Here is a 16,210-nt window from a genome sequence, read left to right on the forward strand (position 1 = left end):
GTTAAGCCCATTGAAAATCGATGGGCTTTTTATTATGCTTTTTTATCTGGATACATAGTAGAATTCAAACGGATGAATTGATAAATATGCGTAATAATAACTTTTAAAACGGCATATCCAGGAACGGCTAAAATAATACCGATGATTCCGAATAAGTTTCCGGCGGTTAGAATGACAAAAATGACCGTAATCGGGTGAATGTCTAGGCTTCTTCCCATAATTTGCGGAGATATTACTTTACCTTCAAGCAATTGAACAACTGCCCAGACAATGGCTAGTTTTACAAGCATGAAAGGAGACGTAATAAATGCAATAATAATGGCTGGAATAATGGCGATAATAGGACCAAGGTATGGGACAACATTGGTTACCATGGCGATAATCGCTAGAAGTAATGCATAATCTAACCCAATAATCAGATAGCCAATGAAAAGCAGTACACCTATACAAATCGCAACAAAAATTTGCCCGCGAATATATGCGCTTAATGCGTGGTTCATGTCGGCTAAAATGAATTTAGCTTCAGAACGAGAGCGGTTTGGAAGCAGTTTTACAATGTAATTAGGCAAGTTTTTCCCATCTTTTAATAAGTAGAAAAGAATAAAGGGTAAAACGGCAACCGATAATATAATTTCTGTAATGGTGCCGACAAAGTTCACAATACCGCTTGAAAATCCAGAAACATATTTACTCAAGTGTTTTGATGCATCTTTTGAAATCTTATCTAGGTCCGTGTTAGCCGACTGAAGACCCTGTTCGACATATCGGTTATTCGAAAGATTAGTCACCGCATGCTGAACGTCATGCGTCAGCTCTGGGATATTATCAATAAGACGGTCAACTTGATTTTTTAGAGGCGGGATAACCGATGAAATAATAATGGCTAATGCGCCGATAATCACTATATATAAAACAAGAATGGAAATAATTCGTTTTACACCTTTTCGTTCTAAAAAGTCAACAAGCGGATTAAATAAATAAAAGCAAATTCCTGCTAGGATAATTGGCAATGCGATTGTTTTAATAAAAATAGAGATAGGAATTAAAATAAATCCGATTTTTGATAACGAAAAAATAGTCATGCTGAGAATAAAAATAATAATTGTATATACAACAAATTTATTATTTAAGATTTTTTCTCGGAAAAAAGTTCCTTTCTGAGGTCTAGGTTCCAAGCTGTTCAACTCCTTTTAAAAATAAATGTATAGTTATCATACCCTGATTTAGACTAATTTAAGAGGGTTTTTTACAAAGAAGTGTGCATACTAGTAGAAAATCTTCTAGAAAGAAGGGGTGAAATCATTGAAAGAAGACAAACAACCATCGTATGATGATTTCTCTACAGTAGAAAAAAGCCATGAGTATATAACCGCTGAAGAATTTCCAGACGGGCCTTTCGGCTCTCCTGTTAATCAAAAACTGGGGAAATCTACTTCATGGGAAGAAGGGCAGCGAACGTATAGCGCATTTAATTATGAAAACAAAAATCTTCATGAAAAAGCGCAGAGATTATTTCCAGGCGCTCATCCTGTACATGATAACCCAGAGGAACATGAACAAAATCCAAGTTAATGTCTTTATTATGCTCTGAATATATTGCCCTATCTTTTTGCTGAATTATGTTGACAATAAGCAATTTAGCCTGTAATATAAAACGTAACTTATCACTGTTTCTACAGGATTCGACAAAATTTGATTTACTTAAACTTGTGATCTCAACTTCTATTTACAGCTATTAGAGCGCTGTAAGTAGAAGTTTTATTTATGTTATCGATCAAAAAGAAAAAAGCAGGTCTGCTCAAGCAGGCCTGCTTTTTTTATTATTGAACAGCGTCAAATTTATTTACTTTCCACTGAGAATTAGATTTATAGAATGTGACAGTTCGTTTTACGCTGCCGCCATCTACAGTTGGAACTGTGAATTCATAAGAGCGAACTGTTGCTGTTTGATACACAAGCTTTGTTTTTGCTTTTGACCACTCTAACATGCTGAATCCGTCGCCGATTGGGTGTGCAAGTTTGCCGTTATATGTGATATAGCCGTAATTTGTTAATCCTTTTTCTACTGCACTATTTGTAAATGTCTCAGATAAGTAGCTTGATAGCTCAGCTTTTGTATCAAATTCAGGGCAAAGATACACGTACTCAGTTCCTTTATATTCAAATGTACGTTCTGTACATGGTTTGTTTTTATAACCGTGCAGAGCACTCCAGAAATGATTGCTGGCACTAGCTGCAGTTTTGACAGCATTTGCATCCGTTAATGTTGTAGATGTTGTTTGTGCTGTAACTCCAGTGCTTAGTGTAAAGAAAATAGCGATTGATGATAAAACTAGTCCAATTTTTTTCATTTCTAACTCACTCCTAATTAATTAACCTTATTTATGTAACAATTATGTGTTTTATATTTCTTTTGTTACATTTATATTACAATAAATCTGTAACAAAAGAAAGTGTTTTGGCTTTTTTTCTTAATTTTTTTTAGTTTTTTACTAGTTTCTAAACTAGGTATAGTAAGATAATTACCAGTTAAAGGTTGATTTATTAACATTTTCAGGCGTTTCTTTCTACTTTTTAATCTTTTTATTACAAAAATATTGTTTGTAACGAAAATGTAATAAAAGAAGCTTAATACCTTTACGATACAGAAAAATAAAGATAAAACGGTGAAAAAGTGAATGTGAAAACTGTTTTTTTCCTTTTTTTAGGCATATTTCTTTTGCCATTTACAGCTTTTTAGTAGGGTAGATTAAGAGGAGGCGAAAGGATGAAAGGCATTATACATAGTGAAAAAAGTGGAATAGCAGGCATGAAGTACAGAGACCTTCAGGAGATGCACCCTCAAAGGGGAGAAATAAAAATAAGGTTAAAAACAGCAGGTTTAAACCGGAGAGACTTGTTCGTTATGAAAAATCGAGGTAAAGGAGATAAGCCGATTATTCCCGGTTCAGACGGTGCAGGCATTATAGAAGAATTGGGAGAAGGCATAAAAGGTTTAAAAAAAGGAATGGAAGTAATTGTTAATCCGAGTCTAGAGTGGGATTGTGTAGAACACGTTCCACTTACACCTAAAATTTTAGGCGGTCCATCACATGGAACATTTGCAGAGTATGTAATCATACAAGCAAATAACGTTGTACAAAAGCCATCTTATCTATCTTGGAAACAGGCGGGGGTTCTTTCACTATCCGCTTTAACTGCTTATAGAGCTCTATTTACAAAAGGCCAATTAAAAAAAGGAGAGCACCTCCTTATTCCCGGTATAGGAAGCGGAGTCGCGACCTATGGATTGTTATTCGCAAAAGCTATCGGAGCTAACGTAACAGTCACTTCTAGAAGTGGTGAAAAAAGAAAGCAAGCTCTAAAGCATGGAGCGAATTATGCATTAGATAGCGGAAGCAACTTAAAAGAAGAAACCAACAATAGAAAAGTAGATATCATACTTGATAGTGTGGGGGCAGCTTTATTTCCTACTTATTTTGAAATATTAAAGCCAAATGGAAGAATTGTTAATTTTGGTGCAAGTTCTGGAAATGAAGTTGAATTACCTCTAAGAACCATTTTTTATCCTCAATTCAACATACTTGGTACGTCTATGGGAAGTCAGGAAGAATTCGTGGACATGATGGATTTTATAGAGAAACATCAAATTAAACCAATCGTCGATCGATTCTATCCGCTGTCAGAGGCAGTTGCAGCTTGCGAACGATTAGATAAAGGAAAACAATTCGGCAATATAGGTTTACTTATTTCAGAATAAAAAAACCCCCAGTGCTAACTGGGGACTTTTTTATATAATCAAACGTTTGTTTAAATGAAAGAAACACGGTAATAACAGTTTTTTAGCGCTTTTTTATCATAACCACCACGCCAATAAAAAGGTAACAAATCCTCCTATTATCAAAAATCCCATGCTGTATTTGAGCGTGTATTTAAACAGTTCACCTTCTTTTCCAGCCAGTCCCACTGCTCCGGCAGCGACAGCAATTGATTGAGGAGAAAGCATTTTAGCCATCACGCCGCCGGCAGTATTGGCCGCTACGAGAATAACCGGCAAGACATTAATTTGCTGAGCTGTAGTTAGCTGCAAGTTGCCGAACAGCGCATTATTTGATACGACAGACCCCGTTAGAAATACGCCGATCCAGCCAAGAAATGGGGATAAAAATGGAAAATAAGCAGCTGATGTAGCGAGCGCCAATCCAAGTGTAGAAGACTGTCCTGAGTAATTTGAAATAAAAGCAAAAGCAATGACCATCATAATAGTAATAATAGGCCTTGATAATTCTTTTACGGTTTCTAAAAGAGTGGTCCATGCCACTTTTGGCGATATGTTAAGCAAGAAAACTGAAAGGATACAAGCAATAAGAATTGCTGTACCTGTTGCTGCAAATACGTCTATTTTTAAGATAGCAGCGTAAGGCGTAGGATCTTTTACTAAAGGCGCTGCTTTAATTACGTGATTGTGTAAAAATGGGACGTTAATAAGCAGGTTCATATGTTCAAGCATTGTTTTGACAAAAGAAATGCTCCAAGCCGTAACGAGTATCGTTAATAGAATAAAAGGAGACCAAGCCTTTAAAATCTGTTTTGGTGACAGGCTGAAGCTTTTAGCCGCTGCCGGGCTTGTTCGTTTAATATAAAAAGCAAGAGCAAGTAAACTCACAATAGAAGATGTGATATTTGGAAGTTCAGGGCCGATGTATGTAACAGTTAAATACTGTGTCAGTGCATAGGAAACGGCTGTGATGCTCGTTGCTTTCCATACGTCTTTTAATCCTTTTATCCCATCCATAATAAAGACAAGTAAAAAAGGGATAAGAAAAGAAATAATCGGAAGCTGCGTGCCAAGAAAATGAGCAATTTCTTTTGGATCTATGCCAGATACTTGTCCTGCGACAATAACAGGAATCCCCATGGCGCCAAACGCTCCTGAAGCTGTATTAGCAATTAAACATAGCGCCGCTGCTTTTAACGGTTTGAACCCAAGTCCAACTAGAAGCGCTGCTGTAATGGCAATTGGAGCTCCAAATCCCGCTGCCCCTTCTAAAAAAGCATTAAAGGAAAAAGCAACAAGCAGCATTTGCAAGCGGGGGTCGTCGGTTATTGAAATAATAGATTGTCTGATGGTAGTAAACTGTCCGCTTTTGACAGTTAGCTTGTATAAGAACACCGCTCCGATAATAATATAGCTGATGGGCCAAAGTGCATACAGAAACCCATAGCCTGTGGCTCCTAAGATCATTGAGGCAGGCATATCATAAAAATAAATAGCAATAATCATAGCAAGAAGCACTGTAATACCAGCAGCAATATGTCCTTTTAATTTCAAAAGAGTTAAAGCAATAAAGAAAAAGATAATGGGGATGAGTGCAATTAGTGCAGAAAGCCAAATATTATCTAACGGATTATATACCTGAGTCCACGTCATATTCATACACCTCTACTACATATTTAAAACAAGGGAGCGGGGGAGTCCCCCGCAAAAATCTTTAGATGTTACACAAAAGCTCTGTCGCGAGTTTGCTTAAGAATGCTAGCAGAGTGCTCGAGCTGCTGCTGTTCGTGAGGGGTTAAATTCAATTCAATAATTTGACGCACGCCGTTTTTATTAATGATAGCTGGTACGCCGATATACACATCAGAAATACCGTATTGTCCTTCTAATAAAGCAGATACTGTTAAAATAGAATTTTCATCATCTAAAATAGCCTTGGTAATGCGTACAAGCCCCATTGCAATTCCGTAATAAGTCGCTCCTTTTCGATTAATAATATGGTAAGCCGCATCGCGGGTTTGTTCGAATAGATGCTGCATATCGGGTTCTTTTTCAATAGCGGCAGTATTGATAAAATGTTCGAGCTTCACACCGCCAATTTGCGCGTGGCTCCAAACAGGAAATTCCGTATCTCCATGTTCCCCCATAATATAAGCGTGGACGTTGCGAGAATCTACTTCGAAATAGTCGCTTAACAAGTAGCGGAAGCGAGCTGTGTCAAGAATCGTTCCTGAACCAATTACCCGTTCGTTTGGTAATCCTGATACTTTTTGTGTAACGTGTGCGAGAATATCAACTGGATTTGTTGCCACTAAAATGATGCCGTCAAATCCGCTGTTCATAATATCTTTTACAATGCATTCAAAAATTTTAACGTTTTTTTCAACTAGATCTAAGCGTGTTTCCCCTGGAGCTTGATTAGCGCCCGCTGTAATAACTACTAAATCAGCGTCAGCACAGTCTTTATAATCTCCAGCCCAGATTTTCATCGGTGTGGCAAATGGCATTCCATGATTGATATCACGTGCTTCACCTTCTGCTTTTTCTTTGTTCATATCGATTAACACTAATTCATTGGCAATACCTTGATTCACCATTGAAAAAGCGTAGCTTGAGCCCACAAAACCAGTTCCGATAACGGCAACTTTTCGTGTTTTTGGTGTAAATTGTGTTTTCATTTGTATCATCCTTTGAATTTTATTTTGTGATGTTTTTCACAATGTTAGTGTAACAAGAATAAATTGCTTCAGCTGTGATAAAAATCACACCCTTTAAAAAATAGTAAACAATTTTACAGGGCGATTTAAAAAAATGTCCTTCTACATGAAGTGCCACATTTAGAAAGATCTTAAACGTTTAAAGTGTTGAGTAAAGGCAACTTGTTTTGCAGAAAGCTAAAGAGTTTAACATTCTCTATTTGTATGTTAGCAGCCAATAATGTTTCTATAGACCCACACGAAATCCATTTGTTACACTAAGTTTGCTTATTTTGAATAAAGGAGTGGAAGGGATGGAGAACTACTATGAGCAAGCCCAAAAAGGCGCTTGGGTTAGTATCTTATCATATATCTTTTTATCGACATGTAAACTTATCATTGCGGGTGTCACCGCTTCCTCTGCATTAAAAGCCGACGGTCTTAATAATGTTACAGATATTATTGCATCAATTGCCGTCTTAGTCGGCTTAAAAATCTCTAAAAAACCTCGCGATAATGATCATCCCTATGGACATTCCAGAGCGGAACATATCTCTTCACTTATTGCTTCTTTTATCATGATGGTAATCGGACTAGAAGTATTGGTCGATGCGGGTCAGTCATTATTTATGGACAAATCTGAAGCGCCTAATTTACTGGCTGCTTGGGTAGGTCTTGGAGCGGCTGCTGTTATGGGTGGTGTCTACCGATATAATATTAAGCTTGCTAAAAAACTTGATAGCCAGTCTTTATATGCGGTTGCTAAAGATAATTTGTCTGATGCACTTGTGAGTATAGGGGCTGTCGTGGGAATTTTCGGCTCACAATTCGGCCTGCCCTGGCTGGACGTGGTAGCTGCTTTTGCTGTGGGAATTATTATTTGTAAAACAGCCATTGAGATTTTTAAAGAAGCGGCTCATTCTTTAACGGACGGATTTGATGAAGAAAAGTTAGGGCACTACAAAGAAAGCATCGAGCTTGTAGAAGGTGTAAAAGAAGTAGAAGATGTGAAAGCGCGCAAGCTTGGTAATCAAGTCGTGATTGATGTAACTGTTAAAGTAGATCCCCATTTAAATGTTATCAAAAGCCATGAAATTGCTGATCAAATTGAACATATGATGAACGATGAGCATCAAATTAAAGATACGCTTGTTCATATTGAACCTGATGCATACGAAAAACAAAAATAAGACCAGCACGTTCTTTCGTTATGAAAGGATGCGCTGGTTTTATTTTGCGGGAATTTGAAATAAATCACAAAAACTTCTTCAAAAATGAAAATGAAAAGCCGTTATTAGTAATATAAAGATTTTTGTAGAAGGGTGAGGGAATGAAGAGGTTAAGTGCAAAGCTCGTAGTATTTTTTAGTATTTTTATAGCTATTTTATTATTAGTTGTTTCAGGGGCTGTTTATCAATTTACCAAAACGCAAATAGAAAAAGATGTAGAAATTCAGTCTCAAAGTCAAGTGAAAGAGTTAAAAGAAACCATTCATACGTACTTAGACATGTATAGTCGTTCTTTGCTAACGTATAGTGAAAACGATGTAATTGTTAATTTTGTTAAGCAGGAAGGAGATCAAACAAACCAAGAGAAAAATCCGTATTTTACATGGAACACAGTTCAAAAAGAGTTTACGCAGTTTAAAGAAAAGTATCCAAACCTAGCACTTGAATACATAGGCACTAAAAATAAAGGAATGTATTCTGTTCCTAAACAAGAGTTTGGTTCAAACTATGATCCGACTTCAAGGGTATGGTACAAACAAGCAGTAGAATCACCTAATGAGGTTATTTATACGGATCCATATGAAGATGCAGCAACAAAAAAGACGGTCGTGACAATTGCAAAGGCTATTTTAGATCCAGATACTAAAAATGTGCTGGGCGTTATAGCTACTGATTTAGACTTAGATGCATTAAAAAACATTGTAGGTAAAGCAGAAGTAAATCACGGTGGGTATGCATTTTTATTTGATCAAAATGGCACAGCGCTCGTTCATCCAACAGAAGCTGGGAAAAATATGATGAATCAGCCATTTATGAAAAAAATGTACGAAGCAGACCGGAATAGAGATTTCATGAAGTATACCTTTCAAGGTGAAGAGAGAGTGATGGCATATGATACTCTCGAAGGGACGAATTGGAAGATAGGAAATGCCTTTATTTATAATGAAATGCTCTCAAGCGCTCATCATTTACTGACTGTTATTGTCTGGATTGCGTTAATTGGCATCTTATTATCAGTGGTGTTAACCATCTTTTTCTCAAGAATTATTACTAATCCGATTCGCCGCTTGAAAAATGAAGTAGCCAAAGTAACAGCTGGCGATTTAACGGTTCAGGTGAAGACGAAGTCAAAAGATGAAATTGGTGAGCTTACTCATTTATTTAATGATATGGTAGCCAAAATGAAAACATTGATTGGCACGGTTCAGACATCTGTTGAGACAGTAAAAACGTCTGTTGAAGACTTGAGTGCCGTATCTGAAGAAGCAACTGCATCCAGTGAGGAAATCGGCCGGGCTATCCATGAGATTGCCAGCGGTGCCACGCAGCAAGCTTCTGACGCTGACTCTACTAATCATAAAACGATGAGTTTATCTTCGCAAATTGAAGAAGTCATTGAACAAAATGCACAGATTAATAAAATGACGATTGAAGCTGTAAGCATCAATGAAAAAGGTTTAAAACAGATGCAGCTCCTTCGCAGCCAAACCACTGAATCGTCTCAAACGATTCACGCTGTTCAAGCTGTAATGGAAGAGTTAACAAATAAGATGAAAAAAATTGAATCTATTATTTTCACGATTAATAGTATTTCAGATCAGACAAATTTACTTGCATTAAATGCTAGTATTGAAGCAGCTCGTGCAGGAGAACATGGCAAAGGATTTGCGGTAGTAGCTGAAGAAGTGCGAAAACTTGCTGAACAGTCCTCTCAGGCCACTGAACAAGTTCGTCATACGATTGCAGCGATTCAAGGTGAAGTCGCTGCTGCGCGTGAAGAATGCAACCGTACAGAAGAGCTTTCAAAGTCTCAAGACTTTGTGGTAGGAGATACAGAACGAGCTTTTCACGAAATTGCAACTACGATTGAACAAGTGGCGGCGGCTGTCGAACATGTGACAAGCAGCATGGACAGTATCGATGAGCATAAGGAAGACGTGGTAGCGGCAATTCAAAGCATAGCAGCCATTGCACAGCAATCAGCAGCAGGAACTGAAGAGATTACCGCTTCCACAGAAGAACAAATTAGAGCTATTTCTACTGTTTCTCAATCAGCGGAACATCTGCAAGAGATTAGTGAAGAATTGGCGAACTTGATTCGTCAATTTAAAATTCAATAGAAAAAAAGAGGCTAGGACAAAAGTATTTTAGTTAAAGGAAAATCCGAACGATGAATTGAGATTCTTGATAAAGAATTCAACTCGTTCGGATTTTTTTATTGATATGGTGAACGCAGGTTTCATGTAGGTATCTCAAGCGGTTCAGCGCACTTCTTCTATTTGTTTGCCCTTAGCTGGTTGTGTCTTAACCTCTCTTTTATATTTAATAAGAAAACAACTTGCTGTAAGGCGAAAAGACTTGCTGAGTTAGAGGTGCAACAGCTGATACGCGCTGACGTGTAAACGGGTGTATAAAAGAAAGCTTAGTGGCATGTAAAGCTTGCTGCTGTTCTTTTAATCTCTTTCCTCCATAAAGAGTATCACCAAGTAATGGATAGCCGATGTGACTCATATGAACACGAATTTGGTGAGTGCGTCCGGTTTCGAGCGAAAGTTCAATAAGCGTTTCGTTTTTCGCCGTATTGCGTTTTAACACCCGATAACGTGTTTTGGCAGCTTGTCCCGTTCTAGATACTCTTCTTCTTGTAGCGTGATGACGATCGCGTCCAATGGGTTCATTGATGATTCCGTCCTCTTTTTTTATGATTCCTTGGACGATGGCAATATAAGTCCGATTAATTTTACGTTCAGCCAGCAGCTGATCAAACACAGAGCTTGCTACAAAATGCTTCGTGAATAAGATAGCACCTGATGTATCGCTGTCCAAACGGTGAACGTGTCTAGGCTTTGTTTTGAGGCCTATTTTTTGAAAATAAGCAGCTACAGCATTTAAAAGAGTTTTTTGGTCTTGTTCTGATGAAGGGTGAGTATCTAGGTTGATTGGTTTGTTTACGATTAGTACGTGCTCATCTTCAAACAAAATCTCTATATCAACATTGTAAGGTGTTATTTCATTAGGCTCTGCTTCAAAAAAAGGAAGTGACATTTTATCATGTTCCTTAAGAGTGTTTCTCCATGGTAAAGGCTCGCCGTTTATAAGCACATTTTTCTTCATCCGAAACTGATGCAGCGTTTTTTTAGGAATACGCCATTTCGTTTTTAAATAATCTTCAATTGTTTGCCCTGCATCATTTTTTGCGATTTTATCTTCTAGCCATTGGCCGTGTATACTCATATTTAATCCCTTCCTTACATACTAGTAAATATCCTTTAATCTTTTAAAAGAACTTGTAAATAATTAGGAGGAAATAACTACCTGAAGTTCTCGTTTTATGTTTATGTTATGCTAAATAAAGAGACATAAGTTAAGAGAAAAAAGGGGGGGTAACCATGAAAATTGCCCAAGCAGCTCCGCCAGAAATGGAGAATTACATAGAAGAGTTGACTGAACAGCTTCGCTATGACTTGTTACCTCGGTATGTATCTGTAGATAAGCTTAATCCTGATGAATTATTGAACCCAGATTATTGTACAGACCATTTATATAATGGCTTACTCGATGAAGCATTGCAAGTCATTAGTAGCCTTCAGACAATAATTGCCGTGATTGAAGCGATCCAGCATCGGCCGATTGAAGAAAGCGACTGCGAGCAATTCGAAAAAAATATTGCAATTTTAAAAAAATACGGGTTCTTATTTCCTGTTTCCATTGAGTGTTTTGCAAAAGAAAACAATTTGATTACGTATTCGTATGAATCGTTTTATAATTCATACATAAATTGAAAAGAAAAAAGCATGATTATCCCATGCTTTTTTCTTTTTTTAATGAATTTTGGCTTTCAATTGGATAAAAAAAGAACTTGTGATATCGTTAAATTCGTATAAAGTTCTTAGAGAAACATGAAATCAAATACTATTGCTTTTCATATAACAAATAAATTGAAATAATACAGATGTATAACGTACTGTAAATTATGTAAATCATACTAAATAATGTTATGATTAGACAGGCCGTATAAAGAAGAGCATTTACCTTTCATAAGATTACAGAACGTTTCAATCTTATTACATATGTTTAAAATTAGCCTAAATGGTTTCTTTTTACGCCTATATCATATACAATGCCCCCTAGATGATTTTTTCGAATAGCTAATAATCGTTTGGGATTATGAAAGGAGATTAATCATGAAAAAACTGATGTATACATTGCTCATTGGGGTAATTGCTGCAGCTTTAACAGCATGCGGTTCAAACGATGATGCAAAGCAATCAAAAAGTGATGATCAGAAAACTGCACAAACTGAGAAGCAAAAAGAGGCTCAGGAAAAGCAGGAAAAGCAAGCAAAAGAAATGCAGAAGAAATTAGATAAACAAAAAGTAGATGAGAAGAAAACCGTAGCGGTTGTAAACGGTAAAAAAGTTTCTGGTGAAGAATATAATGCGGCATTATCTTCATCACAAGCCCAATATCAACAAATGGGACAAGACCCAACATCTAAAGAAGCAGCTAAACAAGTAAAGCAGCAAACAATTGACAATTTAGTAGGGCAAACGCTGCTATTGCAAGAAGCTGAAAACAAAGGCTATAAAGCAACTGATGAAGAAGTAAATAAAAAGTTAAAAGAAACGAAAAAGCAGTTCAAAACAGATAAACAGTTTAAAGCGGCTTTAAAAGATGCAGGACTAACTCAATCACAATTAAAGTCTGAGCTGGCTGACAGCATTAAATATCAGCAGTACGTAGATAAAGACATTCAAACACCAGAAGTAACAGATAAAGAAATTCAAGATTATTACGATCAATTTGCAAAACAAAGCCAAAGTCAAGCAAGCGGCGGTAAAGAACAATCTCAAATGCCAAAGCTTGAAGACGTAAAGCCACAAATTAAGCAGCAGCTTGAACAACAAAAGAAACAAGAAGCATTGGAGAAAAAAGTTGAAGAACTTAAGAAAAATGCAAAAGTTGAAGTGAAGCTTTAAATACAAATGAAACGGCCCTTTAAAGGGCCGTTTTTTTGTTATGTACATTTATTGCTTCTTGTCAGTAAAAAGGGGTGCGTGAAAGATTTTATTGTATTTTGACTTATAAGATAAAAAGTGTTCTGATGGTTTGCCTTTCATCCTATACTCTTCTTATATAGATACAAGAGAAATTGGGGGAGTCGATAAATGAAAAAGGTGGCTGTTTTTTTTGTTGGGCTTGTTTTTTTACTCGCGGGGATGGGTCTGACAGGCAATGCGTCTGCGGCGTCAAATCAACTTATTATTATTAACAAATCTACTAACACCCTTGCTTTTTATGATGGAGGAAAATTAGTCAGGACGTTCAAAGTTGCGACAGGGAGGCAGATGAGTTATACACCAGAGGGTACCTTTAGCATTGTGAATAAAATTAAAAACCGGCCTTATTATAAAGACAACATTCGGGGAGGAGATCCTAGGAATCCGCTAGGTGATCGCTGGCTAGGATTAAATGCGCGCGGAACATATGGAACGACGTATGCTATTCATGGAAATAATAATCCAAGTTCTATCGGGACTTACGCAAGTTCAGGGTGCATTCGTATGTATGATGAAGAGGTACGCTGGCTGTTTGACCGCGTTCAAACCGGTACAAAAGTGGTTATTGGTCAATTTCATTCTCAAAGTTTTGATTCAATCGCTGTTAAAAACAAATACAAAGTAAGCAGTGCTCCAGTGGCCCAGAATCTTTGTAAAACGAAAAAGCTCTCAAAAGGCCAAATTGGTTTTGTAACGATTCAATCACCGATGGTTTTGTTAAAAGAAGAAAAAGGAAAATGGATAAAGATTCGTACGTTAAATCGCGGGGAACGCTATAATGTATATAAAATAAATGGCATTAAAGTCTCTTTAGGGCCAGGATTTATTGAAAATTATCCCAATAAAAAAACATCCATAAAATTAGATATTTGCAAATAGAAAATGAGGCTGAGACAAAAGTATTTTAGCCTAAGTGAAAAACGAACCATTGATCAACATGTTTGATTCATGGTTCGTTTTTTTATTATGGTGAACGTAGATTTCATCCGTTTTGTTCCTTCTAGCAGTTGCACGGAAATCAACAGCGGTGTCACAAGCTATTCATACGAGCTAATGCATCCATTTGTTCGTCTTTAGATTGTATTTATTTCTTTATGTCTCAACCTCATTTTTTGAATTTTTAATAATGTTTATTATAATAAAAAATAGGGAAACTAATTGCCTAATGAAGAGAGAGAAAGGGTTGTGTTAGCGTATGTCTACAATAGATTTATCAAAATTTGAGAAAAAAATGATTATTCGTAACATCAAATCGGACGATATAGATGAAATTTTAGCACTTCAAAAGCTATCATTCCCCGGAATGGATCCGTGGAAAAAAGAACAGCTTGAAAGTCATCTGGCCATTTTTCCAGAAGGACAAATATGTGCAGAGTACGACGGGGAAATTATCGGATCTTGTTCAAGCTTGATTGTGAACTTTGATGAGTACGATGATCAGCATACGTGGGACGATATTACAGACGAAGGATACATTACAAATCATAACCCGGAAGGCTACAATCTGTATGGAATTGAAGTAATGGTTCATCCAAAGTATCGCGGCATGAAAATAGGACGCCGCTTATATGAAGCGCGTAAAGATTTAGCACGTGAATTGAACCTGAAAAGTATCATCATCGGAGGAAGAATTCCTAATTACCATAAGCATTCAGCTGAAATGTCGCCTAGAGAATATGTAGAGCAAGTTATTCATCATAAAATTTATGATCCAGTGCTATCTTTTCAGCTAATGAACGGATTTACGCTTATGCGTATAAACCCTGGTTATCTTCCTGATGACTTAGCTTCTAATAAGTATGCAACTTTGATGGAATGGAACAACGTAGATTACGTTCGCCGCTCAAAACGCCATTTTAAAACATCATTCCCAGTGCGTATTTGTGTTGTTCAGTATATGATGAAACAGATCAATTCATTTGAAGAGTTTGCAACACAGGTAGAATATTATACAGATGTTGCTTATGACGCAAAAGCGGATTTCTGCGTCTTCCCAGAAATTTTCACCACTCAGCTAATGTCTTTCTTGAATGAAAAGATTCCAAGCAAAGCGGTTCAGCGCGTAGCAGAATATACGGAAGAGTACATTGAGCTATTCACTAACTTAGCGGTTAAATATAACGTAAATATTATTGGAGGATCCCACTTCGTCGAAGAAGATAATGGAGATATTTTTAATATTGCGTACCTATTCCGCCGAGATGGAACAATTGAAAAACAGTATAAAGTGCATATTACACCTAATGAAAGAAAATGGTGGGGAATTAGTCCAGGAGATAAAGTTGAAGTGTTTGATACAGATTGCGGTAAAATTGCGATCCAAATTTGCTATGATATTGAATTTCCGGAGCTTGCTCGTATTGCTACAGATAAAGGTGCAAATATCATTTTTACACCATTCTGTACGGAAGACCGTCAAGGCTATCTCCGCGTAAGATACTGCTCTCAGGCGCGCGCAATCGAAAACCAAATTTATACGGTTATCGCAGGTACAGTTGGAAACCTGCCTGAAACAGAAAACATGGACATTCAGTATGCTCAGTCTGCTATTTTTGCACCTTCTGACTTTGAATTTGCACGAGACGGCATTGTAGGAGAATGTAATCCTAATATTGAAATGGTAGTTATTGGAGACGTAGATTTAGAAATTCTTCGCCGCCAGCGTCAATCAGGAACGGTTCGTCAATTAAAAGACCGACGCCATGACGTTTACAATATTAAATATAAAAAATAACGTATTTTCTAAAAACATCATGCAAATGCATGGTGTTTTTTATTTCAACTTTTGCCATAATAAAAACTATTATAATGAATTTTGTGGACTAACCATGGAAAAGAGGGGAAAACATGAGTTTTCATGGACAATCGGTATTACCCGCTGTTCGAGATATGAAGCAATTGGAAAAGTTTTTAGTAAGTAATTATGAGTACGGAGTTCTTTTAGACAATCAAGTAGGCATGCTAAAAGGAATTATGAAAGAGGTCCATAAGCATGAAAAGAAGCTAATTATTCATTTAGATTTAATTCATGGCTTAAAGCACGATGAGTATGCGGTTGATTTTTTGTGTCAGGAGTTTAAGCCTGCAGGAATTATTTCGACAAGAACAAACGTCATTTTAAAAGCTAAACAAAGAGGGATCTATGCCATTCAACGGGTCTTTTTATTAGACAGCACGGCTTTGAAGAAAAGCTACGAGTTAATGAAGAAAGTAAAACCCGATTATATTGAGCTTCTTCCTGGAATTGTGCCCACTTTAATTCAAGAAGTCAAAGCTGAAACAGGCATTCCAGTGTTAGCTGGAGGTTTGATACGAACCGAAGAAGAAGTTCGTAATGCTTTAGGAGCCGGGGCTTCTGCTGTTACAACATCAAATAGAGAACTGTGGAGTATTTCAACTTAAAAAAACTGTTTGACAACGCTTTCATCATCTAGTAAACTTCTAGAT

General features: G+C 36.9%; 14 protein-coding genes. 9 read left to right on the top strand and 5 right to left on the bottom strand.

The window, feature by feature from the left end:
* Positions 1 to 32: 32 nt before the first annotated feature.
* Entirely contained in the window at positions 33 to 1,175 is a 1,143-nt protein-coding gene (locus tag OK414_RS02450; protein WP_013081622.1) for an AI-2E family transporter, read from the bottom strand.
* Between the two features lie 127 nt (positions 1,176 to 1,302).
* Between OK414_RS02450 and OK414_RS02455 the strand changes: the two genes are divergently transcribed.
* On the top strand, positions 1,303 to 1,572 hold the full coding sequence (locus OK414_RS02455) for a hypothetical protein (protein ID WP_014461729.1): 270 nt from the start codon (positions 1,303 to 1,305) through the stop codon (positions 1,570 to 1,572).
* Positions 1,573 to 1,820: 248 nt separating this feature from the next.
* Here the strand turns inward: OK414_RS02455 and OK414_RS02460 are convergent, their stop codons facing one another.
* Positions 1,821 to 2,351, bottom strand: a complete 531-nt coding sequence (locus OK414_RS02460) for an IseA DL-endopeptidase inhibitor family protein (protein WP_263045980.1) — start codon at positions 2,349 to 2,351, stop codon at positions 1,821 to 1,823.
* 416 nt (positions 2,352 to 2,767) lie between these two features.
* On the opposite strand from OK414_RS02460, the gene OK414_RS02465 reads away from it, so the two are divergent.
* Positions 2,768 to 3,760: a zinc-binding dehydrogenase gene (locus OK414_RS02465; RefSeq protein WP_034654575.1), complete on the top strand. Its 993-nt coding sequence runs from the start codon at positions 2,768 to 2,770 to the stop codon at positions 3,758 to 3,760.
* Between the two features lie 96 nt (positions 3,761 to 3,856).
* Here OK414_RS02465 and OK414_RS02470 read toward each other — a convergent pair whose 3' ends face one another.
* Together OK414_RS02470 and OK414_RS02475 are read right to left on the bottom strand one after the other, a co-directional pair.
* Positions 3,857 to 5,437, bottom strand: a complete 1,581-nt coding sequence (locus OK414_RS02470; protein WP_034654572.1) for a lactate permease LctP family transporter — start codon at positions 5,435 to 5,437, stop codon at positions 3,857 to 3,859.
* Positions 5,438 to 5,499: 62 nt separating this feature from the next.
* Positions 5,500 to 6,456, bottom strand: a complete 957-nt coding sequence (locus OK414_RS02475) for an L-lactate dehydrogenase (RefSeq protein ID WP_013081626.1) — start codon at positions 6,454 to 6,456, stop codon at positions 5,500 to 5,502.
* A 332-nt stretch (positions 6,457 to 6,788) separates the two neighbouring features.
* Between OK414_RS02475 and OK414_RS02480 the strand changes: the two genes are divergently transcribed.
* Both OK414_RS02480 and OK414_RS02485 read left to right on the top strand, forming a co-directional pair.
* Positions 6,789 to 7,664 (top strand): cation diffusion facilitator family transporter, encoded by an 876-nt coding sequence (locus OK414_RS02480; protein WP_016762935.1) that lies wholly within the window; start codon positions 6,789 to 6,791, stop codon positions 7,662 to 7,664.
* A 140-nt stretch (positions 7,665 to 7,804) separates the two neighbouring features.
* On the top strand, positions 7,805 to 9,823 hold the full coding sequence (locus OK414_RS02485) for a methyl-accepting chemotaxis protein (protein WP_263045979.1): 2,019 nt from the start codon (positions 7,805 to 7,807) through the stop codon (positions 9,821 to 9,823).
* Positions 9,824 to 10,025: 202 nt separating this feature from the next.
* Here OK414_RS02485 and OK414_RS02490 read toward each other — a convergent pair whose 3' ends face one another.
* Complete coding sequence (locus OK414_RS02490) at positions 10,026 to 10,937, bottom strand: RluA family pseudouridine synthase (RefSeq protein WP_034654563.1); 912 nt, start codon at positions 10,935 to 10,937, stop codon at positions 10,026 to 10,028.
* 155 nt (positions 10,938 to 11,092) lie between these two features.
* Here OK414_RS02490 and OK414_RS02495 point away from each other — a divergent pair, with 155 nt between their 5' ends.
* From OK414_RS02495 to OK414_RS02515, 5 genes are all read left to right on the top strand, one after another.
* A complete protein-coding gene (locus OK414_RS02495; RefSeq protein ID WP_013081630.1) occupies positions 11,093 to 11,485 on the top strand; it encodes a YhcU family protein in 393 nt (130 codons plus the stop codon).
* Positions 11,486 to 11,887: 402 nt separating this feature from the next.
* On the top strand, positions 11,888 to 12,682 hold the full coding sequence (locus tag OK414_RS02500; protein WP_034654560.1) for a SurA N-terminal domain-containing protein: 795 nt from the start codon (positions 11,888 to 11,890) through the stop codon (positions 12,680 to 12,682).
* A gap of 189 nt (positions 12,683 to 12,871) precedes the next feature.
* Positions 12,872 to 13,642, top strand: a complete 771-nt coding sequence (locus OK414_RS02505) for a L,D-transpeptidase (RefSeq protein WP_128821301.1) — start codon at positions 12,872 to 12,874, stop codon at positions 13,640 to 13,642.
* Positions 13,643 to 13,958: 316 nt separating this feature from the next.
* Complete coding sequence (locus tag OK414_RS02510; RefSeq protein ID WP_016762941.1) at positions 13,959 to 15,497, top strand: carbon-nitrogen hydrolase family protein; 1,539 nt, start codon at positions 13,959 to 13,961, stop codon at positions 15,495 to 15,497.
* Positions 15,498 to 15,610: 113 nt separating this feature from the next.
* Positions 15,611 to 16,165, top strand: coding sequence for a glycerol-3-phosphate responsive antiterminator (locus tag OK414_RS02515; protein WP_016762942.1), 555 nt, complete (start codon positions 15,611 to 15,613; stop codon positions 16,163 to 16,165).
* Positions 16,166 to 16,210: the final 45 nt, after the last annotated feature.

It is taken from the genome of Priestia sp. JV24 (assembly GCF_025910025.1).
In the GTDB taxonomy this organism is placed as follows: Bacteria; Bacillota; Bacilli; order Bacillales; family Bacillaceae_H; genus Priestia; species Priestia megaterium.

Excerpts from the sequence above, each read along its gene's own strand:
- OK414_RS02500 (WP_034654560.1), top strand. The coding sequence starts at position 11,888 with ATGAAAAAACTGATGTATACATTGCTCATTGGGGTAATTGCTGCAGCT.
- OK414_RS02465 (WP_034654575.1), top strand. The coding sequence starts at position 2,768 with ATGAAAGGCATTATACATAGTGAAAAAAGTGGAATAGCAGGCATGAAG.
- OK414_RS02510 (WP_016762941.1), top strand. The coding sequence starts at position 13,959 with ATGTCTACAATAGATTTATCAAAATTTGAGAAAAAAATGATTATTCGT.
- OK414_RS02480 (WP_016762935.1), top strand. The coding sequence starts at position 6,789 with ATGGAGAACTACTATGAGCAAGCCCAAAAAGGCGCTTGGGTTAGTATC.
- OK414_RS02485 (WP_263045979.1), top strand. The coding sequence starts at position 7,805 with ATGAAGAGGTTAAGTGCAAAGCTCGTAGTATTTTTTAGTATTTTTATA.
- OK414_RS02495 (WP_013081630.1), top strand. The coding sequence starts at position 11,093 with ATGAAAATTGCCCAAGCAGCTCCGCCAGAAATGGAGAATTACATAGAA.
- OK414_RS02505 (WP_128821301.1), top strand. The coding sequence starts at position 12,872 with ATGAAAAAGGTGGCTGTTTTTTTTGTTGGGCTTGTTTTTTTACTCGCG.
- OK414_RS02490 (WP_034654563.1), bottom strand. The coding sequence starts at position 10,937 with ATGAGTATACACGGCCAATGGCTAGAAGATAAAATCGCAAAAAATGAT.
- OK414_RS02470 (WP_034654572.1), bottom strand. The coding sequence starts at position 5,437 with ATGAATATGACGTGGACTCAGGTATATAATCCGTTAGATAATATTTGG.
- OK414_RS02460 (WP_263045980.1), bottom strand. The coding sequence starts at position 2,351 with ATGAAAAAAATTGGACTAGTTTTATCATCAATCGCTATTTTCTTTACA.
- OK414_RS02515 (WP_016762942.1), top strand. The coding sequence starts at position 15,611 with ATGAGTTTTCATGGACAATCGGTATTACCCGCTGTTCGAGATATGAAG.
- OK414_RS02475 (WP_013081626.1), bottom strand. The coding sequence starts at position 6,456 with ATGAAAACACAATTTACACCAAAAACACGAAAAGTTGCCGTTATCGGA.